Source organism: Alkaliphilus crotonatoxidans (genome assembly GCF_054658015.1).
Genome location: NZ_BAAHXS010000006.1, coordinates 1,224,002 through 1,248,312 on the forward strand (window position 1 = coordinate 1,224,002; position 24,311 = coordinate 1,248,312).

Annotated in this window: 30 protein-coding genes; all 30 read right to left on the reverse strand. The window is 40.6% G+C overall.

All coding sequences use genetic code 11. The features are described from left to right. Positions 1 to 16: 16 nt before the first annotated feature. Complete coding sequence (gene uppS, locus ACYQ1I_RS17980; protein ID WP_459767802.1) at positions 17 to 775, reverse strand: undecaprenyl pyrophosphate synthase; 759 nt, start codon at positions 773 to 775, stop codon at positions 17 to 19. A 42-nt stretch (positions 776 to 817) separates the two neighbouring features. Beyond that, positions 818 to 1,003: a PASTA domain-containing protein gene (locus tag ACYQ1I_RS17985; protein ID WP_459767804.1), complete on the reverse strand. Its 186-nt coding sequence runs from the start codon at positions 1,001 to 1,003 to the stop codon at positions 818 to 820. Positions 1,004 to 1,005: 2 nt separating this feature from the next. Next, on the reverse strand, positions 1,006 to 1,563 hold the full coding sequence (gene frr, locus ACYQ1I_RS17990) for a ribosome recycling factor (RefSeq protein ID WP_459767806.1): 558 nt from the start codon (positions 1,561 to 1,563) through the stop codon (positions 1,006 to 1,008). A 20-nt stretch (positions 1,564 to 1,583) separates the two neighbouring features. After that, entirely contained in the window at positions 1,584 to 2,294 is a 711-nt protein-coding gene (gene pyrH, locus ACYQ1I_RS17995; RefSeq protein WP_459767808.1) for a UMP kinase, read from the reverse strand. A gap of 33 nt (positions 2,295 to 2,327) precedes the next feature. Further along, entirely contained in the window at positions 2,328 to 2,492 is a 165-nt protein-coding gene (locus tag ACYQ1I_RS18000; protein ID WP_459767810.1) for a hypothetical protein, read from the reverse strand. Positions 2,493 to 2,620: 128 nt separating this feature from the next. Further along, positions 2,621 to 3,271, reverse strand: coding sequence for a translation elongation factor Ts (gene tsf, locus ACYQ1I_RS18005; protein ID WP_459767812.1), 651 nt, complete (start codon positions 3,269 to 3,271; stop codon positions 2,621 to 2,623). A gap of 77 nt (positions 3,272 to 3,348) precedes the next feature. After that, positions 3,349 to 4,047, reverse strand: coding sequence for a 30S ribosomal protein S2 (rpsB, locus tag ACYQ1I_RS18010; RefSeq protein ID WP_459767814.1), 699 nt, complete (start codon positions 4,045 to 4,047; stop codon positions 3,349 to 3,351). 333 nt (positions 4,048 to 4,380) lie between these two features. Continuing rightward, positions 4,381 to 4,890 carry a hypothetical protein gene (locus tag ACYQ1I_RS18015; RefSeq protein WP_459767816.1) on the reverse strand — a complete coding sequence of 170 codons (510 nt, stop codon included), beginning with the start codon at positions 4,888 to 4,890 and terminating at the stop codon, positions 4,381 to 4,383. Between the two features lies 1 nt (position 4,891). Further along, complete coding sequence (locus ACYQ1I_RS18020) at positions 4,892 to 5,299, reverse strand: DUF6115 domain-containing protein (RefSeq protein ID WP_459767818.1); 408 nt, start codon at positions 5,297 to 5,299, stop codon at positions 4,892 to 4,894. Between the two features lie 11 nt (positions 5,300 to 5,310). Then, complete coding sequence (locus tag ACYQ1I_RS18025) at positions 5,311 to 5,637, reverse strand: hypothetical protein (protein WP_459767820.1); 327 nt, start codon at positions 5,635 to 5,637, stop codon at positions 5,311 to 5,313. A gap of 12 nt (positions 5,638 to 5,649) precedes the next feature. Further along, positions 5,650 to 7,500, reverse strand: a complete 1,851-nt coding sequence (locus tag ACYQ1I_RS18030; protein ID WP_459767822.1) for a FapA family protein — start codon at positions 7,498 to 7,500, stop codon at positions 5,650 to 5,652. A 134-nt stretch (positions 7,501 to 7,634) separates the two neighbouring features. Continuing rightward, positions 7,635 to 8,360 carry a FliA/WhiG family RNA polymerase sigma factor gene (locus ACYQ1I_RS18035; RefSeq protein ID WP_459767824.1) on the reverse strand — a complete coding sequence of 242 codons (726 nt, stop codon included), beginning with the start codon at positions 8,358 to 8,360 and terminating at the stop codon, positions 7,635 to 7,637. A 28-nt stretch (positions 8,361 to 8,388) separates the two neighbouring features. Then, a complete protein-coding gene (locus tag ACYQ1I_RS18040; protein WP_459767826.1) occupies positions 8,389 to 8,877 on the reverse strand; it encodes a chemotaxis protein CheD in 489 nt (162 codons plus the stop codon). Beyond that, positions 8,877 to 9,494: a chemotaxis protein CheC gene (locus ACYQ1I_RS18045; RefSeq protein ID WP_459767828.1), complete on the reverse strand. Its 618-nt coding sequence runs from the start codon at positions 9,492 to 9,494 to the stop codon at positions 8,877 to 8,879. The genes ACYQ1I_RS18040 and ACYQ1I_RS18045 overlap by 1 nt, the downstream gene beginning before the upstream one ends. A 14-nt stretch (positions 9,495 to 9,508) precedes the next feature. Beyond that, positions 9,509 to 9,961: a chemotaxis protein CheW gene (locus tag ACYQ1I_RS18050; protein WP_459767830.1), complete on the reverse strand. Its 453-nt coding sequence runs from the start codon at positions 9,959 to 9,961 to the stop codon at positions 9,509 to 9,511. Positions 9,962 to 9,973: 12 nt separating this feature from the next. Next, positions 9,974 to 12,007, reverse strand: a complete 2,034-nt coding sequence (locus ACYQ1I_RS18055; protein WP_459767832.1) for a chemotaxis protein CheW — start codon at positions 12,005 to 12,007, stop codon at positions 9,974 to 9,976. Beyond that, on the reverse strand, positions 12,008 to 13,102 hold the full coding sequence (locus tag ACYQ1I_RS18060; RefSeq protein WP_459767834.1) for a protein-glutamate methylesterase/protein-glutamine glutaminase: 1,095 nt from the start codon (positions 13,100 to 13,102) through the stop codon (positions 12,008 to 12,010). Beyond that, positions 13,103 to 13,747 (reverse strand): flagellar brake protein, encoded by a 645-nt coding sequence (locus tag ACYQ1I_RS18065; protein WP_459767836.1) that lies wholly within the window; start codon positions 13,745 to 13,747, stop codon positions 13,103 to 13,105. Positions 13,748 to 13,757: 10 nt separating this feature from the next. Further along, positions 13,758 to 14,657, reverse strand: a complete 900-nt coding sequence (locus ACYQ1I_RS18070) for a MinD/ParA family protein (RefSeq protein WP_459767838.1) — start codon at positions 14,655 to 14,657, stop codon at positions 13,758 to 13,760. Positions 14,658 to 14,661: 4 nt separating this feature from the next. After that, complete coding sequence (gene flhF, locus ACYQ1I_RS18075) at positions 14,662 to 15,807, reverse strand: flagellar biosynthesis GTPase FlhF (protein WP_459767839.1); 1,146 nt, start codon at positions 15,805 to 15,807, stop codon at positions 14,662 to 14,664. Beyond that, complete coding sequence (gene flhA, locus ACYQ1I_RS18080) at positions 15,807 to 17,831, reverse strand: flagellar biosynthesis protein FlhA (RefSeq protein WP_459767841.1); 2,025 nt, start codon at positions 17,829 to 17,831, stop codon at positions 15,807 to 15,809. The genes flhF and flhA overlap by 1 nt, the downstream gene beginning before the upstream one ends. A gap of 13 nt (positions 17,832 to 17,844) precedes the next feature. Then, positions 17,845 to 18,933 (reverse strand): flagellar biosynthesis protein FlhB, encoded by a 1,089-nt coding sequence (gene flhB, locus ACYQ1I_RS18085; RefSeq protein WP_459767843.1) that lies wholly within the window; start codon positions 18,931 to 18,933, stop codon positions 17,845 to 17,847. Positions 18,934 to 18,937: 4 nt separating this feature from the next. Beyond that, positions 18,938 to 19,729 carry a flagellar biosynthetic protein FliR gene (gene fliR, locus ACYQ1I_RS18090; protein ID WP_459767845.1) on the reverse strand — a complete coding sequence of 264 codons (792 nt, stop codon included), beginning with the start codon at positions 19,727 to 19,729 and terminating at the stop codon, positions 18,938 to 18,940. 13 nt (positions 19,730 to 19,742) lie between these two features. Further along, positions 19,743 to 20,012, reverse strand: coding sequence for a flagellar biosynthesis protein FliQ (gene fliQ / locus ACYQ1I_RS18095; RefSeq protein WP_459767847.1), 270 nt, complete (start codon positions 20,010 to 20,012; stop codon positions 19,743 to 19,745). An 11-nt stretch (positions 20,013 to 20,023) separates the two neighbouring features. Then, positions 20,024 to 20,812 (reverse strand): flagellar type III secretion system pore protein FliP, encoded by a 789-nt coding sequence (fliP, locus tag ACYQ1I_RS18100; protein WP_459767849.1) that lies wholly within the window; start codon positions 20,810 to 20,812, stop codon positions 20,024 to 20,026. Next, positions 20,799 to 21,206 (reverse strand): flagellar biosynthetic protein FliO, encoded by a 408-nt coding sequence (locus ACYQ1I_RS18105; RefSeq protein ID WP_459767851.1) that lies wholly within the window; start codon positions 21,204 to 21,206, stop codon positions 20,799 to 20,801. The genes fliP and ACYQ1I_RS18105 overlap by 14 nt, the downstream gene beginning before the upstream one ends. A 13-nt stretch (positions 21,207 to 21,219) precedes the next feature. Beyond that, a complete protein-coding gene (locus ACYQ1I_RS18110) occupies positions 21,220 to 21,582 on the reverse strand; it encodes a response regulator (RefSeq protein ID WP_459767853.1) in 363 nt (120 codons plus the stop codon). A gap of 172 nt (positions 21,583 to 21,754) precedes the next feature. Beyond that, a complete protein-coding gene (gene fliY / locus ACYQ1I_RS18115) occupies positions 21,755 to 22,897 on the reverse strand; it encodes a flagellar motor switch phosphatase FliY (protein WP_459767854.1) in 1,143 nt (380 codons plus the stop codon). After that, a complete protein-coding gene (gene fliM / locus ACYQ1I_RS18120; protein ID WP_459767856.1) occupies positions 22,890 to 23,885 on the reverse strand; it encodes a flagellar motor switch protein FliM in 996 nt (331 codons plus the stop codon). Before fliM ends, fliY begins: the two co-directional genes overlap by 8 nt. Positions 23,886 to 23,897: 12 nt before the next feature. Then, a complete protein-coding gene (locus tag ACYQ1I_RS18125) occupies positions 23,898 to 24,311 on the reverse strand; it encodes a flagellar basal body-associated FliL family protein (protein WP_459767858.1) in 414 nt (137 codons plus the stop codon).

Here is a 24,311-nt window from a genome sequence, read left to right on the forward strand (position 1 = left end):
GTAGACCACCCCTCTCCTATACGGCACCAAACCGCCGGTCACGGTTTTGATATGCTCTGATTCCCTCAATTAGGTCTTTACCACGGAAATCAGGCCAGAAGGTTTCTGTAAACCAGAATTCCGAATAGGCACATTGCCAAAGGAGAAAATTACTGAGACGATGCTCTCCACTAGTACGAATGATCAGCTCGGGATCAGGAATTCCATTTGTATCAAGGGCTAGGCCTATGGTTTCTTCATTAATATCTTCCCTGGATAGGGTGCCTGCCGATACCTGATCAATTAGACGTTTAATTCCTCTAATCAGTTCATCTCTGCCACCGTAATTCAGAGCAATATTGACCCACAAGCCTGTATTATTTTGGGTCAGCTCCTTGGCCTTTAAAACCTCCTTCAAGGGTTTTTCGGGCAATTTATCAATATCACCTATGGTATGAATTCGTACTTTGTTTTCGTGAAGCTCCTTCACTTCCTTCTTTAGATATTCCACCAAAAGCTGCATAAGGGTGGAAACCTCATCGGCCGGACGCTTCCAATTTTCCGTAGAAAAGGCATAGAAGGTTAAATATTTTAACCCTATGGAATCTGCGGTCTTAATCACATCCCGAAGGGCTTCAACGCCAGCCTTATGGCCCAGGGCCCTGGGCATTTGTCTTTTTTGAGCCCATCGTCCGTTTCCATCCATAATGATGGCCACGTGCTCCGGCATCTCGCCCTTATCTATATTAAAGGCCTGTTCATTATTCTTTTGAAAAATATTCAGCCATTCCTTCATTTTAATTCTCCTTAATCGTTTTTAAACCCCCAAAATGGGGGCTTAAAAATAGGATATAATAAGTTCAATTTGATTTGCCAGTACATTTTGTCTTATTACTCTGGCATCTTCTGTTTTAACTGTATTTTTTCCCATGGTTTCAATGATTACCATTTGAAGCCCCATTGTCTTCAATCTTTTTTCTGCAACCTCTACAGGATAGCCTGTCAAATTCGGAATTTGATTCAATCCTATACCTCCATCAGTTCCTTTTCTTTAGCTGCCACTAAATCATCAATTTTTTGTATGTATTTATCGGTCAGCTTTTGTACCTCATCCTGGGCCTTTTTTAAATCATCTTCAGTTAATTCTCCATCTTTTTGCATTTTTTTAAGCAGGTCATTACCTTCTCTTCTTTCATTTCGAATGGCCACCTTTGCATCCTCAGCAGTCTTCTTCACAAGCTTGGTTAAGTCTTTTCTTCTTTCTTCTGTAAGCTGTGGTATATTTAAACGAATAACCTTACCGTCATTAGAGGGGTTAAGCCCCAGGTCTGATGTCAGAATAGCCTTCTCAATACTGCCCATGGCAGAGCGATCATAGGGTTGAATCAGCAATACCCTTGGCTCAGGAGCTGAAACAGAGGCGATCTGTTTAACTGGTGTTGGTGTGCCATAATAGTCTACAGTAAGCTTATCCAGCATGGCAGGATTGGCCCTTCCAGCCCTTATTCCGTTCAAGTCTTCCTTTGCCACACTAATGGTTTTTTGCATTTTCTCTTCAATTGTCTTATGAACATCTAACAACATAATTATCTCCTCCTTTTTAATTAACTATTTATATAAGTTCCTATCTTTTCACCCATTACAACTTTTTTAATATTTCCGGGGTTATCAATTCCGAAGACTTGAATCGGTATACGATTATCCATACAGAGGGAGGTGGCTGTGGAATCCATTACTTTTAATCCCATCTTTAACACGTCTAAATAGGTAAGCTGATCGAAGCGCTTTGCTGTGGCTACCTGGTTGGGATCAGCATCATAGACCCCATCAACCTTCTTCGCCAGGAGAATTACCTCTGCTTCAATTTCAGCAGCCCGCAATGCCGCTGTGGTATCAGTAGAAAAATATGGATTTCCAGTGCCGGCAGCAAAAATCACCACACGATTTTTTTCCAAATGACGAACCGCTCTTCTTCGAATATAAGGCTCAGCAATTTGTCTCATTTCGATTGCAGTCTGTACTCGAGTCAGTATATTGATGTTCTCTAATGCATCCTGCAGGGCCAGGGCATTAATAACAGTGGCCATCATTCCCATATAGTCTGCGGTGGTACGATCCATTCCTTCACCGCTACGACCTCGCCAGAAATTACCGCCTCCCACAACGACTGCCACCTGTACACCCAGATCACTAATTTCCTTTATCTGGTTGGCGATTTCATTGACGGTTTCCGTATCCAGTCCAAAACCCTGCTGCCCGGCCAAAGCTTCACCGCTTATTTTCAATAAAACCCTTCTATATAGAGGTTCTGTCATTTTAAAATCCTCCATTCTTTAATTTCTACAAGTTTATAAAAAACCCTTTTTTCTGAACGAAACTGCATTTATGAAATACAAAATTTCTTTGTCTATTTTCGAAATTAATAAAGGCTGTGCCTTAAGCTCTATATAAAGGAGAACACCGAGATGTTCTCCTGGTTGTAAAAATCCCCTGAGCTTCTTTACGTCTGTCAAAGCCAGCTCCCTTACGTATTGATCATACGCTGTGTTCGCTGCCTTTTCCTACGCCTTGAATCCAGGGGCTTTTGATCAGGCTAGAGCCTCAACAATTACTGGATGACACAGGGGTGTTCTCCATTAAATTATTGTTGTTCTATTTGCTTTGCAACTTCTTCTGCAAAGTTTTCTTCTTTCTTTTCTAAACCTTCGCCTACCTCAAATCTTACGAATCTTCTAATGCTGATATTTTCACCAATTTTTGAAATCTTTTCGGTTAATAGTTCTCCGATTGTGATGTCAGGATTTTTTACGAAGCTTTGTTCCAATAAACATACTTCTTTATAGTATTTTTCAATTCTGCCCTCAACCATTTTTTCAACGATTTTTTCTGGTTTTCCTTCATTTAGGGCTTGCTTTTTAAGAATTTCCTTTTCCTTTGCAATTTCATCTTGAGGAACCTCTTCCTTCTTCACATACAAAGGATTGGCAGCAGCAATTTGCATGGCAATGTCTTTGACAAAATCCTTAAATTCTTGATTTTTTGCAACAAAGTCTGTCTCAGAGTTTACTTCAACCAGTACCCCGATTCTGCCGCCATGTATGTATGACTCTACTAATCCTTCCGCTGCAATTCTGCCGGCCTTCTTGGCCACCGCAGCAAGACCCTTTTCTCTTAAGATTTCTACGGCCTTATCCATATCTCCATTAGAATCAGTCAAGGCTTTTTTGCAGTCCATCATACCTGCTCCTGTTTTTTCTCTAAGCTCTTTTACCATTCCTGCAGTAATACTCATTTGTTAGCCTCCTCCTTAATATTATGAAAGGTAAGGGAGCAAGGGAAACTCCCCTATACCCTTACCTCTTATCATTTCTACTCTTCAGTTTGAACCCCTTGCTTACCTTCTAAAACGGCATTGGCCATGGTAGCTGTAAGCAATTTCACGGCCCGAATTGCATCATCATTTCCAGGAATTACGTAATCCACCTCTTCAGGATCACAGTTAGTATCCACAATTGCAATTACTGGTATACCCAGTTTTTGCGCTTCCTTAATGGCAATTCTTTCTTTTCTTGGATCAACCACAAAAATTGCTTCGGGGATTTCCTTCATATCTTTAATTCCGCCAAGGAACTTTTCAAGCTTTTCTTTTTCATGTCTTAGCTTAATTACTTCCTTTTTAGGTAATACGTTGAAGGTTCCATCCTCTTCCATTCTTTCAAGCTCATGAAGTCGATCAATTCTGATTTTGATGGTTTTGTAGTTAGTTAACATACCACCTAACCATCTTTGATTGACATAGAACATGCCACATCTTTTAGCTTCTTCTTCAATTGCCTCTTGGGCTTGTTTTTTGGTACCTACGAAAAGAATTGTCTTGCCTTCTGCAGCAATTTCCTTCATAACCTGGTACGCATCTTCTACCTTCTTGACGGTTTTTTGCAGGTCAATGATGTAGATTCCATTTCTTTCTGTAAAGATGTACTCCGCCATCTTGGGATTCCATCTTCTTGTTTGGTGCCCAAAGTGAACACCAGCCTCTAATAATTGTTTCATTGAAATAACTGACATTACGCCACCTCCTAGTTTTTCCGCCACCCTAATCATATTTATCTGGGACCCGAAGGCACCACCAAATAAATCATAGGATGTGTGTTTTTTCTCACCCTAAGTATTTTAACACATGGTTGTGGATGAAGCAATATTTTTTATCTTAGATTATGAAATTTTTTCTATTTAATTATACAATAGCAATAGATTTTCATCTCCAGGCTATTCGTCAAAGGTGATCCTCACAGTTTGATCAAAAGTTCCTAAAAAACAACCAGCATAGCCTATCGAAGTCTATAGGTGCTGGGTTTTTTATGATTATCCAATTAGGAGCTTTTCATCAAACCGGGCCCATCAAGGCCTTTTGGTCAATAGTTCGAAAATATCCTCAATGCTGCTGCCTCTGGGAATCAATACCTTGCCTGCCCTGAATTTTCGAGTTACATCCTTTGCGTAGGCTTCTTCAATGAAATCCTCTGGACTTTCTATCAGGCCCTTTTCTGCCATCAGGTCGGCAATGGCCTGGGTATGCATTCCTGGTAGAATGGTGATTTCCACTGGCTCTTGGGGTTTCGTATCTTCTATTTTATCCCCATCGGAAGGATATAATTCATCATTTTCCATTTTTTCCGGCTCATTTTCTAAATCACCCTCGATCTGATCCAATTGGCTTTGCTGAACAATCAGACTGTTTTTAATTTCTCCAAGGGTTTTCTCCAGTTCTCCCTGGGATGAATTGTCTACGACCTGGGGTATTTCCTGATCATTTCCCCCGACTAATTCATTTAACGAGGCTGTTATGATCATTCCAATACCAATCCCAATAATTAAGCTAAAGTAGCAAAGCTTCTTCAAACCCTTCACCTCATTTAATAAGTTTAATCACCATTTCAACCTCCCGAAGGCTCTTTTCAAGCTTTCTGGCAATGCTTTCAGGTGTTTCCCCCGATTGATACAGCTGAATAATTCGCTCATTTTTCTTGGTAAATCGATTATAATTCAGCAATTGATCGAAGGGAGCCTCCTCTTCGGTGACCTCCATAGGCTTTGGCTCCTGGGCCATGGTTCTTAATAGTTCTGTTGCCGCACCCAATTCGCTTTTAAGGGCCTTAACCTCATTTTTAAGCTGTATAAGGTCTTGCTGACCGGGGCCTTGAAATAAAAATGAATTGGGAAGCTCCTCTGATGTGGCCCGCTGCTCTTTGATGAAAAGGGCCAATGCAATTAAAACAATGATTCCGCCTAGTATAATGATCGTTATATTTAACCCCATAATGCACCTCTTTAAATCATAATGTCAATTTTTAAACCTTTTGAATCAGCACCTTTAAGGGGGTCAGCCTTCTTTTTCACCCGCCCCTCAGCCTGCTTCTTTTTCTTTCCCTTATTCTCCTTAGGGTTCTGTTCCTTTGCCTGCTCCTGATTGATTTTTTTACCCTTTGATTCCTCTGACTGTACAATCCGCTCCTTATTTCGCTGGACTTCTGCTTCCTGCTGGTGTTGGACGTACTGATTCGTATCCTTTACCCGATTAAAATCCACCTGCTTGTTTTTTGACTCGTTTATGGTATTGGCATAGGTTAAATGAAAATCAATTGGCTTAATAGACATATTGGGAACCTCCTATTTCTCATAAGGGCCGATTGTAACTTCTCCATCCTTGCGATATAGGGTACAATTAGACAGCTCATCATAGATAAATCTTGTGGCATTTAAGATAACCACCTTGACACCGGGATAAATGGTATCGGAAACATGAATTTTTCCTCTGGATAGATAGGCAATTCTTTCGTCAATTTCCTGGAGCTGTGCCCTTAGGGTTGCCTCCTTCTCCTTTAAAAACTCAAGAGTCTTAACTGACTTGATTAAAATCTCTTCCTTATTTTTTGGAATTTGCCCCGCCTGAGCAGTCCGCTTCAACAGGTCAATCGTTTTCTTAAGATTTTGAGAATTTTTGTCAATCTCGGCCAGTTCCGTTTTAATCTCATCCTGCTTCATTCGTTCTTGGGGATCTATTCCTACTTCCAGCCTCGTGGAGGTGCCCATATGGGAACCCACTGTTTTAGCTCTGATTTCTTCACCGGCTCGAATATCACCGCCGGCTACTAAGCCTCTTTTTCCATTTAATAAAATTTTACCCTTTGTAACAACATCGCTATGTAGTATAAAGTCTGCCTGGATGTTTCCCCGACACCGAATTTTTGCATTTTCAACATACTTAACCACTAAATTACCGCCACATTCCAGCAGTGCCTGATTATTTCCCTGTATGCCTCTACTAAGTACAATATTTCCCTTTGAAATTAAAGTAGCTCCTTCCACTACACCATTTACCTCGATGTTACCCTCTGCCTGGATCATAAAACCTGACTTAACATTTCCATTGACAATCACAGTACCGTTAAATTGTACGTTTCCTGTAGAGTTATCGACATCGCCTCGAATCTGATAGACTTCGCTGACGCTTATTTTACCATCCTCTACAATGATTTGACCGTCGACCGCCGCATAGAGCTTCAGGCCGTCTTCGCTTTCAACAGTATTTTTTCCTTTTTTAATTCTGACCTCTTTTCCCTTTTTGGCAGAAATGGTATTCCCGCACACATCGGTTCCCGGTACCCCATCGGTGGGGGGGATAATCTCTACCAGCAGCTCGCCACGATTGACATTTCTTATAATATTCAGCTGCTTAAAGTCAACGGTCCCATCCTCCAGAATAATTGGCTTAAAGCTCTTATCTGTATCAAACAAATAAATAGCCTTCCCGTCAATACCATCAATCGGGGCCTTTCCCTTGGCAACCTTTACATACCCGTCTGTCCACTTATGGTCTACTATTTTTTTAAGCAGCTCTTCATCAATACCAAAGACCACCTGCCCCTGGAACAGCTCTTCTTTTAAGGTCTCTAGAGTAAATTCCTTCCCGCCTTCCGCCGCTGAGACCCAAATGCTGGCTTCCATCTTATCCCGGGAAAGATTGATTTTCACTGTGCTGTCAATAAGGGACTCCTCCTGGGGCGGAGCAATTTTACAGGGTTGGTTCTTTTGCTTAACTGCTTGCGTAACTTGGTTAAGCTCATAGCCCTTTACCTGCTTTCTCTTTAAGTAATCCAATATAGCATTAATTAAATCCTGGTCATTTTGATAGGTATTGTTTACCCTTAGAAATACGCCTTCCTGCCCATAGCTTAATTGATAGGGCTTCACTTCAGCTTCTATAGATTTCAAACCCTTTATCAAATCCAGCGGTGCTTCTTCCTTTGCTTCGATTGCTTCCATTGTAACAACTGCTTCAGCTTCCTTGGGACTAACCTTAAGTTTAATTGATCCTTTTTTAAAGAGGAAGCCTCTTTTTTCCTCCAGAATCTCTACCGCCACTTCATCCCTGGTTAGCTTAAGCTGAAGCATTGCCTTTTCCAAGGCCTCATCATAATTTTCTCCGTCTACGATTATAAACCGGTTTCCCATAGCCATCAGTCCTCCCCCCAAACATACTTTTTTTTATCTATAAGGAAAGCTCTTACATCATATTAATTCAAATTGTAGAGAACCTTCCGTCAATAGATTTCAACAAAGTCATCCTATCAATCTTCTAAAAAAAGACTCCGTTAAATTGAAAGCTTTGCCTTTAATCTAGAAATTCCCTTTGAGTGAAGCTGCGAAACTCTTGATTCGGAAATTCCCAATACCGCACCAATTTCTTTATAGGTCAATTCTTCATAATAATAGAGTGCAATTACCTGTTTTTCTCTTTCAGGGAGGTTATCAATACTGCTTCTTAAAATTTCATAGGTTTCCTGGCTGCATAAAATACTCTCTGGTAAATAATCCTCCCGCTCTCGAAGATTGCCCGCATGTCCTTCAATCAGCTTTTCTTCCAGAGAAACAACATTAAGGTTATTAATTTGCTGAAGTGTCAGCTGATAATCCTTAAGAGACACGCCTAATTCCTTTGCCACCTCACTGTCTGAAGCACTTCTTCCCAATTGATTTTCCAGCTTATGATATGCCATTTCAACTGCCTTGGCTTTCTGTCTGATGGATCTGGGAACCCAATCCAGGTTCCTCAGCTGATCAATAATAGCACCTCTGATTCTTATTTGAGCATAGGTTTCAAATTTGACATTTTTATCAAGCTCAAATTTTTCAATTGCATCTATTAATCCAAATATACCATAACCAACTAAATCATCATACTCTACATTAGTCCCATATGTATTATATAGTCTTCCAGCCACTACCTTGACCAATTCGATATATGCCTCAATCAGTTGAGCTTTACTGCTGCTATCCTTATGTTTTTTATAGTGCTGCCACAGGCTTGAATGTTCCATAGAGACCTCCTGGCTACAAATTCTGCTACTAAATGGTCTTGACGCCATAACCAATGGTTTTGACGAGCAAGTCTCCATTTACTGAATAAAACTCAATTGTTCTGCCATAATTTCCCCCGGTGTCCTCTGAAAGGATGGGTATATTGAATTGATTGAGTATTTCCTTTGTGGCAATCGTATTACGATGGCCGATTTTCATTAAATCACTTCCGCTTGAACCAAAGGAAAACATCTGGGCCCCCCCGGCAATTTTGGCAGTCAGTCTTCCTTGGCTAGCCCCCTGCTTAACCATTTCCTCTATAAGCATCTCAATGGCTGTGTCGGCAAACTTAGCCTTGTTTTGATTATTTTTGATCTGTATACTGGAGGGTAACATAATATGGGCAAGACCAGCTATTTGCTTGATTCGATCATATAATGCTATTCCTACACAGGAACCCAGGCCTAATGTTGTCAGTATGTCTGGCTCTTTAACCACCTTTAAATCCGCCATACCGACCTTGATTATATTATGCATTAACTGTACACTCCCAAGCTCGACAGCAGCTTTTCAAAGGAGCCGCTGTCAGGAATTAAAAAGAAATTACCCTTTACCCGGTTATCGCCTTCTGTCAAGGTGGTTTCAATCAACAGAACTTTATCAAAGGTTTGGGAAAATTGAATTGCAGGTACACTTAAAATCGCTCCTGCCATATCAATGCAAAGAGAAGGAACGGAAATTTTTAAATCTAAACCCGTTAATGCTGATAGAGACGAAATGTAGGAGCCGGACAATATATTACCAATTTCCTGCAGGGCAGAGCGATCCATTTCATCCAGTTCACCAACATTTTCTTCCCTTCCCATCAGCATACCAGTTAAAATCTTTGAGGAGGAAATATCCATCAAAAACATAATATTTCCTTCCAAGTCCCCCTCCAATTGAAAATAAATGCCCGCCACAACGATTTCTTCACCGCCCAATACCGTTGCAGCTTCCTCAAAGTCTAATATTCTAACATGGGGCACATCCATGTCAATTCTCTTTTGAATCATTTTTGCCAAGGCTGAAGCGGCATTTCCAGAACCAATATTACCGATTTCCCTTAAAACATCCAAGTACAGGTTGTTTAAATCCTCTAAACTAAATGCCATGGTTTGCCACCACCTTAATTATTTTCTGAGGATATTCCCAGAATTTTCAATGCATCCACCATAATTATCATTCTTTCATGAACCTTGCCGATACCGTTAATATAGTCATCATCAAAGTTATTGATCAGATTAGAGGCATGATCAATGGCTTCATTTTCTATAGTTAATACCTCAGAAGAGCTGTCTACCAAAATTCCTACAATCATTTCATCTATTGATAAAATAATGATTCTGGATTCTTCACTCAATTCAATTTCCGGGAACTGGAAGCGCTTTCTTAAATCCAGCACAGGCACCACCTCTCCCCGGAGATTGATTACACCCTTAACATAGTAGGGTGCATTGGGAACCCTTGTAATTTCAGATATCTTTTCAATGGTCTCAACATAGTTGATTGGTATGCCATAGTCTTCGTCCTGTAATTTAAAGATCACATATTGGTTATTATTATCAAGATTATTATTCAAAGGATTCACCCCCTAAAAGAAAGAATTAGTGTCTACAATCAGCGCCACAGAACCATTACCCAATATAGTTGCCCCAGCGATTGCCTTAATACTTGAAAGGAACCTGCCCAGAGATTTTATGACGATTTCCTGCTGTCCGATTAAATCATCAACCACCAGCCCAGCGGTTTTGTCACCCTTTTTCACAATCACAATTACGTAGTCTTCATCATCCTCACGCTGGGACTTTATATCTAACAGCCTTGATAACCTGAGGATTGGCAGGGTGTGATTACGATACAGCACCACCTCGTTATTCTGAACCTTTCTAATGTCTCTGGAAGGAACGGTGGTAATTTCTTTTATGGTATTAAGGGGAATAGCATATTTTTCTGTTCCAACATTGACAAGAAGGGCCTGAATAATTGCCAGGGTCAAGGGTAGTCGAATAACAAATTTAGAGCCCTTACCGGTCTTGGTATCCACCTCAACTACACCACCAAGGGATTCTATCTTTGTCTTTACCACGTCTAACCCCACGCCCCTGCCGGAAATATCAGAGATTTTATCTGCGGTACTAAAGCCAGGGTGGAATAAAAGCTGAATAATGTCTTTATCCTCCATTATTTGGGCCTGCTGCGGCGTGATGATTCCCCTTTCAATCCCCTTGGTCTTCACCTTTTCAATGTCGATACCCCTGCCGTCATCCTCTGCCTCAATCACAACACTGTTGCCATCGGGATAGGCTACCAGCTTTACGGTTCCGTTAGCAGGCTTTGAAGCCTTTATTCTGGTTTCGGGGTCTTCAATGCCATGGTCAATGGAATTTCTTATTAAATGAATTAAAGGGTCACCTATTTCATCAATTACTGTTCGATCCACTTCGGTTTCTTCCCCTGACATAAAAAGGGATATATCTTTCCCCAGCTCCTTTGACAAATCCCTTACCATTCTAGGAAACCGGTTGAACACCCGCTCAATGGGAACCATTCTGACCTTCATTACGGCATCATGGAGGCTGGTGGTGATCCTTTCCAGATATTCAATAGCATCATGCATGTTTTGGCCGGTTTCCCTTGAATCGTCAATATCCTCCAGCCTGGTCTTGATAATGATCAGCTCACTTACCAAATTCATTAGATTATCTAGACGGTCAATATCGACCCTGACGGTTTTGCCCGTTTTATTGCGTTTTGTTTTATTTTCTTCGTTCTTTGCCGAGGCCATGGGTCCATCTGGGGCTGACTGTACTCCGGCTGCCATAGCTTTTTCCGGCTTGTCCTCAATTTCAAAGGAATGATTTCCTGATAAATCAATGATTTCTATTTTATCTATTTCCGAAATTTCACCCAAGTCTTTATGTAATAGCTTCTCATCCACCTTGGTAACGAGGATTAATTCAAAGGTTAAATCAAATTTTTCATCTTCAATATCTTCAATACTTGGATTAGAATAGATAATTTCTGCCAATTTTTCTAATGAATTGATAATGATATAGGCCCTGGCTGATTTGAGCATACATTTGCTGTCGAGGGTAACCTTTACAAAATAGGCGTTTAATTCCTGCTGCAACGCTTTTTCAATAACGTTATGAACATATTCACTGACCTGAATATTCTCTATGGCTGCTGCTTGCTTGACGCTTCCCTGGGGAGAATTCCCCTGCCTGCCTCCATCTACCGACTTTCCATCCTTTAAATCAGCCAGCATTTGAATAAGTCCCTCTGATGTATTTTCTCCTTCCCCTCCTGTGGATTCCACCAGATTGATGTAGTTTTCCAGCTCATCGAAGCACATAAAGAGTATATCTATGATATTGGCCTGAATCTTCATTTTTCCGCTTCGAATAAAATCCAGTACATTTTCCATTTCGTGGGTCAGGTGGGCAATATTTTGAAAGCCCATGGTACCCGACATTCCCTTTAGGGTGTGGGCAATTCTAAAAATTTCATTAATCATATTAATATCGTCAGGAGCATTTTCCATTTGCAGTAGTATTTGATTCATACTTTGCAAATGCTCCTTTGACTCTTCAATAAATATGTCCAGATATTGGTTCATATCCATTTACAACACCTCCAACCTATTTAGTATTGAATTTGCTATTTCATCTAGGGGAATTACTGCATCTACTATTCCCAATTTTACTGCACTTTTTGGCATACCGTAGACTACACAGGTGGCTTCATCCTGAGCCAAAATGATTGCCTCATTTTTCTCCTTCAACAGCTTTAGCCCCTTGGCCCCATCGGAGCCCATTCCCGTCATAATAACGGCAATAATGTTCCGATCCGTTATATTGGTTAAAGAGGTATACATCACATCAGCAGAGGGTCGATGCCCTGAGACTGGGGGACTTTTGGATAAATGAATTACCATCTGGCTTTGTTGATTTTGCTTTACTTCCAGGTGTGCGTCTCCCGGCGCAATATAGGCTGTTGCCGGTAAAATTCTTTCCCCATCCTCAGCCTCCTTAACGGTTATTGTTGAAATATTATTTAGCCGATCAGCCAAGGATTTGGTAAAGCCGGGGGGCATATGTTGTACCACCAGAAAGGCGGCCTGGGTGTCACCAGGAATTAAAGGAATCACTGACTGTAGAGCCCTTGGGCCTCCAGTGGAAGTACCAATGGCTACAATGGGAAAACCTTCCTTAGTACTTACCTGCTTACGGGTTCCGGTATTGAAGATCTTCCCTGCCTGTATGTTTCTTTCTGGTATGGAAGCCTGTTTGAGCTTCACCTGGGGTTTAACAGTGGATGCTACCTTTATTTTTTGCAGCAGTTCCTTCTTAACTGATTCTGCATTAATCATAAAGACACTGGAAGGCTTTTGAATAAAGTCCACAGCCCCCGCTTCCAGGGCCATGATTGTGGCATTTGCCCCCTCCGACGTTAGACTGCTAAGCATGACCACCGGCAATGGGGCAAGCTCCATTATTTTTTTTAAGGCCTCCAGGCCATCCATAAGGGGCATTTCAACATCCATTGTTACAATATGAGGTTTTAAGGTCTGTACCTTTTCAATGGCCTCTTGCCCATTCCTTGCAATCCCTACAACCTGAATATGGGGATCACTGCTTAACATATCGGATATGATTTTTCTCATAAAGGCGGAATCATCTACAACCAGTACCTTTATGGGCTCCTTAGCTAAAGTCATTTAAATCAGTCCTTTTTTCCTGAGTAATCTTTGCTTTTCAAATATGAAGGATACAATTCGGTTTCTTGTGGATTCCCGAATGTCTGTAAAGTTAATTCCCAATATGTATTCCCTTACCTCCGGATCAAATTCAGATCGTACAACCTCTCCACTTACAAAGGTTTCCTCCTCTTCATCCAAAAACACCCTGCATGAAACCACGGTTCCCAGCTTAAAGGACTTTTTGCAATACAGCTTCATTCCTCCGCCGCTTATGTCTTTGGTGACAGCAGTGTATTCCTCCGAAGCACTTCTTTCTTTTATTAATACCCTTTTTACCACTTCAAAACGATAAAAGTATCTTCTTTGGATTTTTTCTGCTTCCTCAACGGGAACAATTTCATAAATGGTAAGATTTTTCTCCAGTTTACCTTTTATTTCTGCAGTAAACCTAAAAATTCCTTTTTCTCCACGGTAAAAAATCACTTTAATTCTTTGTCCCTTCCTTAAAGCGTATACCGAACCCTGCTTCATGGGATTTACAATAAAAATACGATTTTCCTTAAGGTCTACCACTTGACTGACAATAGGACTTACTTCTTGATCCTCTGACGTGATTTGAATCTCAAGTTTGTCTCCAATTTTTAGCTCTGCGGCAATATCCATAACCTCACTCCTATCTGAATAAGCTGATTACCCGATTAAAAAAGCCCTTGGCATCACCGGAGGAATCAACCGGTACATCTTTATCTAAAAGCCTCTGGGCAATAATTTCTATATTTTTACTGACAACACTTCTGGGGTATTGTAATAAAAATGGCTTTTGAAGCTTAACAGACCTGCTGACATGTATGTCCTCTGACAAATAACCCAGCTTTTCAAGCTTTATATTTAAAAATCTGCTGCTGACATTCTGTAGTTTTTCAAAGGTCATTTTTCCTTCCTTTATACTTTCCACACGATTGACCAGTAAACTAAGGCATTTGTTGGAATCCTTCAAACCGATGGTTTTAATCATCGCATAGGCATCGGTGACGGCAGTGGGTTCGGGTGTACAGACTACAATCACCTCCTGGGCCGCTAAAACAAAGGATAAAACCGATTTAGAAAGACCCGCTCCGGTATCGATCAAAATAATATCTGCCATTTGATTAAGCTCATTGAACTTTTCAATTAAATCCTTAAGCTTTTCGCCGGACATATCGATCAGATCCAGGATACCAGACCCTCCTGAAACAATTTTAATGCCATTGGGGCCCTGAATGACAACTTCCTTTAGGGTTTTGTTCCCATTAATTACATCTAATAGTGAATATTTGGGCAATACCCCCATTACCACATCAATGTTGGCAAGGCCCAAATCTGCATCGATAATGACCACTCGCTTATTTTGCTGACTAAGGGCTATGGCTAAATTAAGGGTGAAATTAGTTTTACCCACCCCTCCCTTGCCACTGGTAATACAAATTACTCTAGGCTGCATTTGTTCTTGGTATTTGTCTTTATCGTTTTTTATTTTGTCTAAGCGCTTCTTTTGCTGTATCATTTCTCTGAGTCTTGCTGCCTGGTCATTCATGCCTTTAAGCCTCCTTCATTAAAAGGCTTATGACTTTTTCAATATTTGTTTCCTCAATATCATCGGGTACACTTTGGCCCGTTGTAATAAACGAAACAGGCCTATGGGTCTGCATAGTAGTATTCAATATGCTTCCATAGGTTGTGGCTTCATCTAGCTTTGTAAATATAAATTTATAATCCTCTAGAAACTGATATGCATTTATAATTTCTTTAATGTCGTTATTTTTTGATGTACAGCTAACGACCAAATAGACTTCTTTTTCATCCACCTGATTTAATAGCTGCTTTAGCTCTTGCATCTGCTCATGGTTACGATGACTTCTGCCGGCGGTATCCACCATGATGACATCCTTATGCTGTAAGCGCTCAAGGGCCCCATGGATTTCTTCAGGCTGATAAATTACCTCAACGGGTATATCTAAAATATCGCTATAGATTTTTAATTGCTCTACAGCAGCAATTCGATAGGTATCGGCACTAATAAAGCCGATTTGCTTTCCTTCACTGATTGCAAACTGGGCCGCCAGTTTCGCAATGGTAGTGGTTTTTCCCACCCCCGTTGGACCGACAAAGAATATCACCTTGGTATTTTTAACTTCTGAGGGCTCAATAAAATACTGATCAATCAGCTTCATCATTCTGCCATGAAGTACATTTTTATCAATAAGGCTTTTATCTTCGGTATTAGTTACATAAACCGCCAGTTCCTTCATGATTTTATCTATAATTTCAGGTTCTAGTTCCTGCTCCTTCAATAGGTAGAATATATTTTCCAGTTCTGGATTTCCAAGGCCTTTGATTGATTCAGCCAGTTCCTCCTGATTAACCCTTTTCACCACCGAAGACAGCATACTTTTGATTTCAAATATTTCCTTTGAAATCTCTCCTCCAGAGGTGTTCCCCAGATTTTTCTTGGGGAGCCTTGCCTTTAGGGCATCCTCGGGAAGCCGAGGTTCATTTTTAGGCATGGACTCAACGGGCCCTTCCACAGCAGCCACGATTTCGATCATCGGCTTTTTAAAATAGCCAAAGAGGCCCTTTGGCTTTATTTTTCGTTGATGTAAAATGACAGCCTCCGGACCCAGCTCTTGTCTTACCTTCATCATGGCCTCATGATTATCTGCCCCATTGAATTTTTTGACCTTCATTAAATATTCACCATCCCTATAGATTGAATTTCAACTGTTGGATCAACTTCATTATAGGACAATACCACTAAATCAGAGGTCAATTGTTCTGTTAATCGTTTAAAATATAACCTGACCACAGGGGCAGTTATAATAATAGGCTGCTCTCCCAAATTTGTCAGTTTTTGAATTTGATATGAAAGGTTCGAGAGTAATCTTTGAACGATATCCGGGTCGATGGAAATAAAATTGCCTCGATCTGTCTGTTGTATCGAATCAATGATCTTTTGCTCCAGACTTTGATCCAGTGTTATAACCTTGGTTGGCTGATTGGTGATAAATTGCTTGGTAATCACCTTTGCCAGGGCCTGTCTAACATATTCCGTCAGCATATCTGTATCTCTCGTCAGATTTGAATAGTCTGCCAGGGTCTCTAAAATCGTAACCATATTCCTGATGGAAACCCCTTCCTTCAGAAGATTTTTCAAGACTTTTTGAATATCACCAAGGCTTAACTGCCCAGGAACCAGTTCATCAACCAGAGCCGGTTGACTCTCTCTGACATTATCAATTAGCTGCTTCACCTCTTGACGACCCAGTAATTCATGGGACTGGCGTTTAATGATTTCTGTTAAATGGGTAGCAATAATTGATGGCGGGTCTACCACTGTATAGCCAAGCACCTCAGCCTTTTCCCTTTCCTGCTCATTGATCCATTTTGCAGGAAGCCCAAAGGCCGGTTCAGTGGTGTCGACTCCCTCCAGCTCTCCATCGGCCATTCCGGGATTCATGGCCAAATAGTGGTCAAACATAATTTCTCCGTTACTAATCTCAATTCCTTTAATTTTAATAATATATTGATTGGGCTCCAGCTGTATATTATCTCGAAGGCGGATCATAGGAACAATAATACCTAGCTCCATTGCCACCTGCCTTCGAATCATGACCAAACGATCAAAGAGGTCTCCCCCTTGATTGGCATCGGCCAGGGGAATAATTCCATAACCAAATTCCAGCTCAATGGGGTCAATATTTAACAGCGGTAAGACATTTTCGGGCCTTCTTCTTTCTTCAACTGCCTCATCAACTTCATCAGTAATATGATCAAATTCTTCCTCCATACTGGCTTTTCGCATTCGCATTCCCTGAACCAGGAAAATTGCTGAAACGAAAAAGAAGGGTACATTGGGAAGGGGAGTAAGGGCTAAAGCTGCCAATACACCTGAAATAATGAACATAATTTTAGGCTGCTTAAATAACTGCTTAATCAGATCATTGCCCATGCTTCCTTCAGAGGCGGATCTGGTTACGACAATACCGGTGGCAGTAGAAATTAACAGGGCTGGAATTTGACTGGCAAGACCGTCACCTACGGTTAGCAGGGTATATTTTTGTATGGCCGACCCTAAATCCAGACCTCCCATCCATCCAATCACAAATCCGGCTAATATATTGATGATTGTAATAACGATACCTGCTATGGCATCACCCTTCACGAATTTACTGGCTCCGTCCATGGCCCCATAGAAGTCGGCCTCCCGCTGAACCTTTTTCCTTCGTTCCCTAGCTTCTCTATCATCTATCAAACCGGCATTCAGGTCAGCATCAATAGCCATCTGCTTTCCGGGCATGGCATCCAGTGTAAATCTGGCTGCCACCTCTGAAACCCGCTCTGACCCCTTTGTAATGACCAGGAATTGAACGATCATAATGATTAAAAAGACAATAAAACCTACCACTGCATTCCCCTGCATAACAAAGTCTCCAAAGGTATCGATTAACCCTCCTGCATTCCCAGAGGTAAGGATGTATCGAGTGGTGGTAATATTCAGCGCCAGCCGAAATAGGGTTGTCAATAGCAACAATGAAGGAAATATCGAAAAATCTAATGCTTCTTCTGTATACATGGCTATGACCAGAACCAGCAGCGCCAATGAAATATTAAAGCTTAATAATACATCCAAGGCTCCTAATGGAATGGGGATGATTATAATGATTACAATGGCTATCACAGCAAGCACAACTAAAATGTCTCCAAATTTCATTTACTGACCCCCCTTAGACCTTCTTTTTGTTCATTTGGTATACATAGGCAAGGACCTCTGCCACTGCCTGATACAAGTCTGGTGGAATGGTATCTCCTATGTCCACCACATCATATAATGTTCGGGCTAATTGTTTATTTTCTACAATTGGCACGTCATTTTCCATGGCTATTTTTTTAATTTGCTGTGCAATTAGATCCTGTCCCTTGGCCAAGACCTTGGGGGCCTGTGCCTGGTGGGGATCATATTTAACGGCAATGGCGAAGTGAGTTGGGTTGGTAATTATCACATCGGCCTTTGGTACCTCTTGCATCATTCTTCTCATTGAAATTTGACGTTGTTTTTCACGAATCTTCGATTTAATCTGAGGATTCCCTTCAGTCTGCTTATATTCCTCTTTAATTTCCTGTTTTGTCATCTTCATTTGCTTTTCGTAATCATATTTTTGGTACATATAATCTAATATGGCTAGAAATACCAGTACCAAACCGGCCCGATAGCCAATTCCAATGGCAATATCTGATAATGTTGTGACAATGCTCTCTACATTCATTTCTATGGTGTTTAAGATTGTGCTAATCTGGCCCCTGGCATAGCTTAAAACCACATAACCAACAGCCACAATTTTAATAAAGGATTTTACCAGCTCCACCAGGGACTTCAAAGAAAACATTCTTTTAAAGCCTTCTATGGGATTCAGCTTGCTGAATTTTATCCCCAGTGGCTTTGTGGTAAATAAAAAGCCAACCTGCATATAACTGCTTACCAGTCCAATTATCAGGCATATCCCGGCAATGGGCAGGGATAGTACCAAAATATAAATGAGGGCTGTGGTCATCAATTGTAAAAGGTTTCTTTGAGAAAATATATAGTCTAGACTCAAATAATCCTGATAAACAAATTGGGTAAGCTTTAGCATTGAATTTCCTATAAATCCACCTGCAAAGCTAACAACTGCAAAGGCTCCCAGCAGCATCGTGGCTGAGTTAATTTCCTTACTTTGCAGAACCTGCCCCTTTTCCCTTGATTCCCTCAGCTTTTTAGGGGTTGCTTTTTCTGTCTTTTCCTCTGAAAAAAGCTGTAAATTAATTATAAATTCCATTTCATCATCCCTTTGCAAGGATCTTGAGCATTTCATAGATTGAAGTAAATAGCTTATCAAAAATGAGACGGGTAAAGGGCAGCATAAATTGTAGTGAAATAATAACCGTTAGCATTCCAACAAAGATCTTTAAGGGCAGGCCCACAATGAATACATTCATTTGAGGCATGGTTCTGGCTAAAATCCCCAGCAAAACATTGGCCAGCAGGATAGTAAGCAATACTGGGGCACTGAATTTTACTGCCAAAACAAAGAACTCAGTCATGATGACAGTTATTTTTGCAACTCCCTCTGAGCCCAGCGTAAAACTGGTTCCTAGGGGCAAAATTTGAAAGCTGTCGGTTAAAGCCCTGATTAACAGGTGATGTCCATTCAATACAACAAATAAAAGGGACAATAAATTGTTATAAAAGTTACCCATTACCGGAATTTGGGTGTTGGTTTGGGGATCAAATACATTTACCATACCAAAGCCCATCTGGGTATCAATAATGGTGCCCGCCAAATACAGAGCAGAAAAGTACATAAAGGCAATGAAGCCGATTAAAATTCCTGCTATAAATTCTGTTAGTACGTAAAGAGCAAGCTGTAAAACACTGCCGATTTCTATTGCTGCACTGTTTCCCAGAACTGGCATTAAAATGAAACCAATGGTTACTGACAAGCCTATTTTCATTAATGCAGGAAAATTACTGCGGGCAAAGATGGGTGCCGCTACAAAGATCCCCGTGACACGAAAGACAATTAAAATAAAAATATGTAAATTTAGTTGTATTACCTCTAGTAGTTGATCCATGGCCTATCACTCTTCACTGTATGTAGATACTAATATTGTTAAATAATTTAGTTGTGAAATTAATTAGTACTGATAACATCCAAGGACCAAAAATAACAATGGATGCAAAAATAGCAACAATTTTGGGAATAAAGGCTAGAGTCGCCTCCTGAATCTGGGTTGTGGCTTGAAATATACTGACAGCAAGCCCCACCAAGAGGCCAATTAAAAGCATTGGGGCAGCCAGCAGCAGGATGGTGGTCATGGTCTGTTGACCCAGTTCTATTACCATTGCTTCACTCATTTAATTCCCCCCTATTTAAAGCCTACGATCAAGGACTTAATCAGTATGTTCCATCCATCAACCAGAACAAATAACAGTATTTTAAAGGGCAGCGAGATCATAGCCGGCGGCAGCATCATCATCCCCATAGACATTAATGTACTGGCCACCACCATATCCAAAATAATAAAAGGAATAAACAGAATGAATCCCATCTGGAAGGCCGTTTTCAATTCACTGATGATAAAAGCTGGAATCAGTGTCGTTGTAGGAATATCCTCAAGGGATTCCGGCACCTCATTTTCGGCTATTTCCATAAAAAGCGCCAGATCCTTTTCTCTGGTTTGCCTAAACATAAACTCCCTTAAGGGCTTCATTGCCGCCTCTAAAGCTTCAGTATCGCTTATTTCCTCAGCCAAATACGGTTGTATGGCAGTCTGGTTTATTTCTACAAAGATTGGAGCCATGATAAAGAAGGTAAGAAACAGCGCCAATCCAATTAAAACCTGAGTTGGTGGTGTCTGTTGAGTTGCCAGCGCATTCCTTAAAAATGAAAGTACAATAATGATTCTTGTAAAGCCCGTCATCATGATCAAAATTGACGGAGCGATCGATAAAATTGTCAATAGTAATAGAATTTGAATGGAAGAGGCAACCTGTTGGGGTGATTCAGCTCCTTCAACAGACAAACCAATTCTTGGAATTGGCAGGTTGGGCTGGGCTTCCACCCGCCAACCGCTGATCAAGGTCATTATGACAATGAAAACCAACAACCACTGCCACTTCAATTTGGTTTTATATAGTCCTCTAATTGTTTCCATCTGTGTTGTGATCCTCACCTTTTTTTAAAATCGGTTTCTTAAGCAGTTTTTTGATTTCCTTCGTCACTGCCATGTCCTTTTTAAACAGCTCTTTTCCAATCATATCCTTTGCTGCTTGTGCCTCACGATACTTAAGCCATTCGTCAAGGGGCATGGCATCCAATAGGGTAACATTTTTATTTTGAATGGCTAAAAAATATACCCGATCGGCAATTTGAACGATGGTAATGTTCATTTGAAGGCCAACCCCTGAACGTTCTAAAACCTTAATTGAACGGCTATGTATCATCATGTTTGATTTTTTGGCAATCAACAGGGTGGTCAAGTAGGCAAGGCCAACCACTAGGGCCACTGCCATCAGAAGCAAAATGATCGTAAAAATCTGATTTAACATTGCTTCACCGGCTTTAACCGATTACCTTTTTTACTGCCTCAATAACCCGATCTGCCTGGAAGGGCTTAACGATAAAGTCCTTTGCTCCGGCTTGAATTGCTTCAATTACCATGGCCTGTTGTCCCATGGCAGAACACATAATAACCTTGGCATTTGGATCAAGCTTTTTAATTTCCTTTACTGCCTGTATTCCATCGACCTCTGGCATGGTAATATCCATAATGGTTAATAGGGGCCCAAGCTCTTTAAATTTTTCAATGGCCTTGGCACCATTTTCAGCCTCTCCTACAACCTCGAATCCATTTTTGGTCAGTACGTCCTTAATCATCATTCGCATAAATGCCGCATCATCCACGATTAAAATTCCCTTTGCCATTAATATTTCCTCCTTAAATATCTGTGTATTGTATCTATACCCTTCCATTAGTCGCTAAAATTAAACAATTTGCGACAGAAACTACCCCTAATGGTATTATATAACTAGAAGTTAGTTAAATTCAATGAATTTTGATGGGCGATTAATAATTAATTGTAATGGAGTTCTCGCTTTAGAGTTTTGCAAAGCGTTTTGTGGTATTGACAATATCGGTTATTCGAATACCATAGTTTTCATCTATTACAACCACTTCACCCTTGGCTACATATTGACCGTTGACCAATATATCCAGGGGCTCACCTACCAGTTTATCCAGCTCGATAATGGTACCAGGCCCAAATTCTAATATTTCACTAATTCGTTTAACGGTTCTCCCCAGCTCTACAGTAATATTAAGGGGAACATCCTGAATTAAATCGATGTTTTCAGGCAACCCTTTACTGCTTGACTGATCAAAGGATTGGAATGATACTGGCTGCACATTAACAGGATTAGCAGCTGATTGCTGAGCTGGAGCCTGTCCATGGCCATAGCCCCCCTGGTTGGATTGCTGCGATATTTCCTGGGAAACGACTTTCTGAGGCCTGGCTTCTACCCTGACAGCTTCTTCTGCTGCCGAAGCCTCTTGAGGCGTATAGCTATACAACAGCTTATCAACCATTTCTTTGGCAAAGTCCAGGGGAATCAATTGCATAATCTCGCTGTCTATTAAGTTTCCTATCTCCATTCTAAAGGATATTCTCACAAAGGGCATAGAAAGCTCTGGGAATAGGTCTACAAAATCAGGTGAATTCAGCTCCAACCGAAATACCCTGGGAGGATAAATATCGATCTTTTTACTGAACATTTCTGAAAGAGAGGTGGAGGCAGAGCCCACCATCTGATTCATGGCTTCACTGATGGCACTTAAATGAATATCTGTCAGAGGCTCAGCCCCTATGTTTCCTTCGCCGCCCATCATAAGGTCGGTAATAATCTTGACGTCATTTTCCTTCAGGATTAGTACATTAAGCCCCTCAAGACCTTCTTTGTATTTTACATCCACGGCTACAAAGGGTATATCATATTCTTCTGACAACTGGTTTATATCAAGCAAGGATACCTTTGGTGTGGTGATATTAACCCGATTCCCCAGAAGGGTTGAAAGGGTGGTGGCAGCAGTTCCCATGCTGATATTTCCGATTTCTCCAATGGTGTCCTTTTCTTCGTTGTTGAAATCAGTATAGGTATCCTTTTGGTTATTTTCTACTTCATTTCCTCCGCTACTTCCATTTAGGAGGGCATCAATCTCTTCTTGAGACAACATATCAGTCATCTAGTTCATCTCCTTTCTTGTCAATCCTCGTAACTTTTACAGCGACTTTATTTTTCACAGTACCAGGAACGCCATAATACTTTTGACGTTGTCCAACCAAAATTTCCAGCTCTTGATTAACAAGATTATCCAGCCTAATTACATCACCTTTTTGAAGCCCCAGGAAATCCTTGACTGTAATCATCGTGGACCCCATTAAGGCTGAAATGTTTACATGACTTCTCTCTACCCGTTTTTTCAGAGTCAGTTTGTCAGTTTCTGTAACGGACTTACTGATATTGGAAAACCAAAATTTAGTACTTAGCTTATCTAAAATCGGCTCAATGACAATATGGGGAATACAAATATTCATCATGCCTTCTGTTTCACCAATTTTTAAGCTTAAGGTAATCAATGCTACTGTTTCATTAGGGGAAACGATCTGTACAAACTGGGAATTGGTCTCAATCTTATCTAATTGAGGCTGAAGCTCAATGACATTTTCCCAGGGATCAATCATTAATTCCAATACCTGCTTCATTAATTTTCTTATCAAGGTTGTTTCAATTTCTGTAAAGGTTCTTTTTTCATCAAAGTTTTTACCGATGCCTCCTAATATACGATCTATGAAGGTAAAGGCAATTGACGGTGATATGTCCAAAACGATTTGGCCCGTCAAGGGATACAGATTTACAATTGAGATGACTGCCGGATTAACAATGGAATTGTTGAATTCATAGTAGGACAATTCCTCAACTGTTAAGACCTCTGTATGAATATAGCTCCTCAAATAGCCTGAAAGGAAGGTATTTAAGACCCTTGAAAAATTTTCATGAATAATTTGCAATGTTCTAAGCTGATCCTTTGCAAGCTTTTTTGGACTTTTAAAATCATAATTTCGGATTTTCTTTTCCTGTTTTTCGTCCTTTATCTCTTCGGCGTCGACTTCCCCTGTACTGATTGCCTTTAACAGGGCATCTATTTCATTTTGGGATAATACATCAGACAACTGCTTCACCTCCTACTGTACAATGTAGTCGATAAAATAAACATTTGTAATTTCATCGGTTGTTAATACTTTTCCAATGGCAGCTTTTATTTCTTCCCTCAGGGCCTGCTGACCGCTGATATCCAGTAAATCTTCAGGCTTTTTGGATATCAGAATTTGTATAATGGCGTCTCTTAGTTCGGCGTTGTGGGCTTCAAATTCCTCAATAAGCCTCTTGTTGGTGGTCTCTACCACAATGGAGCCTCTGAAATAGCTCTTTACAGCCCCCAAATTGGTTGTAAAATCTGCCATACTATACTCATAGGTATTTGTTGCCTTAACAGTCATGTTAGGGCTATATACCATGAAGAAGAATACGGCACCGAAGACAACCCCCGCTAATATGACTCCAATGAGTGTGAAAGTAAGTAATTTTTTTGTATCCAT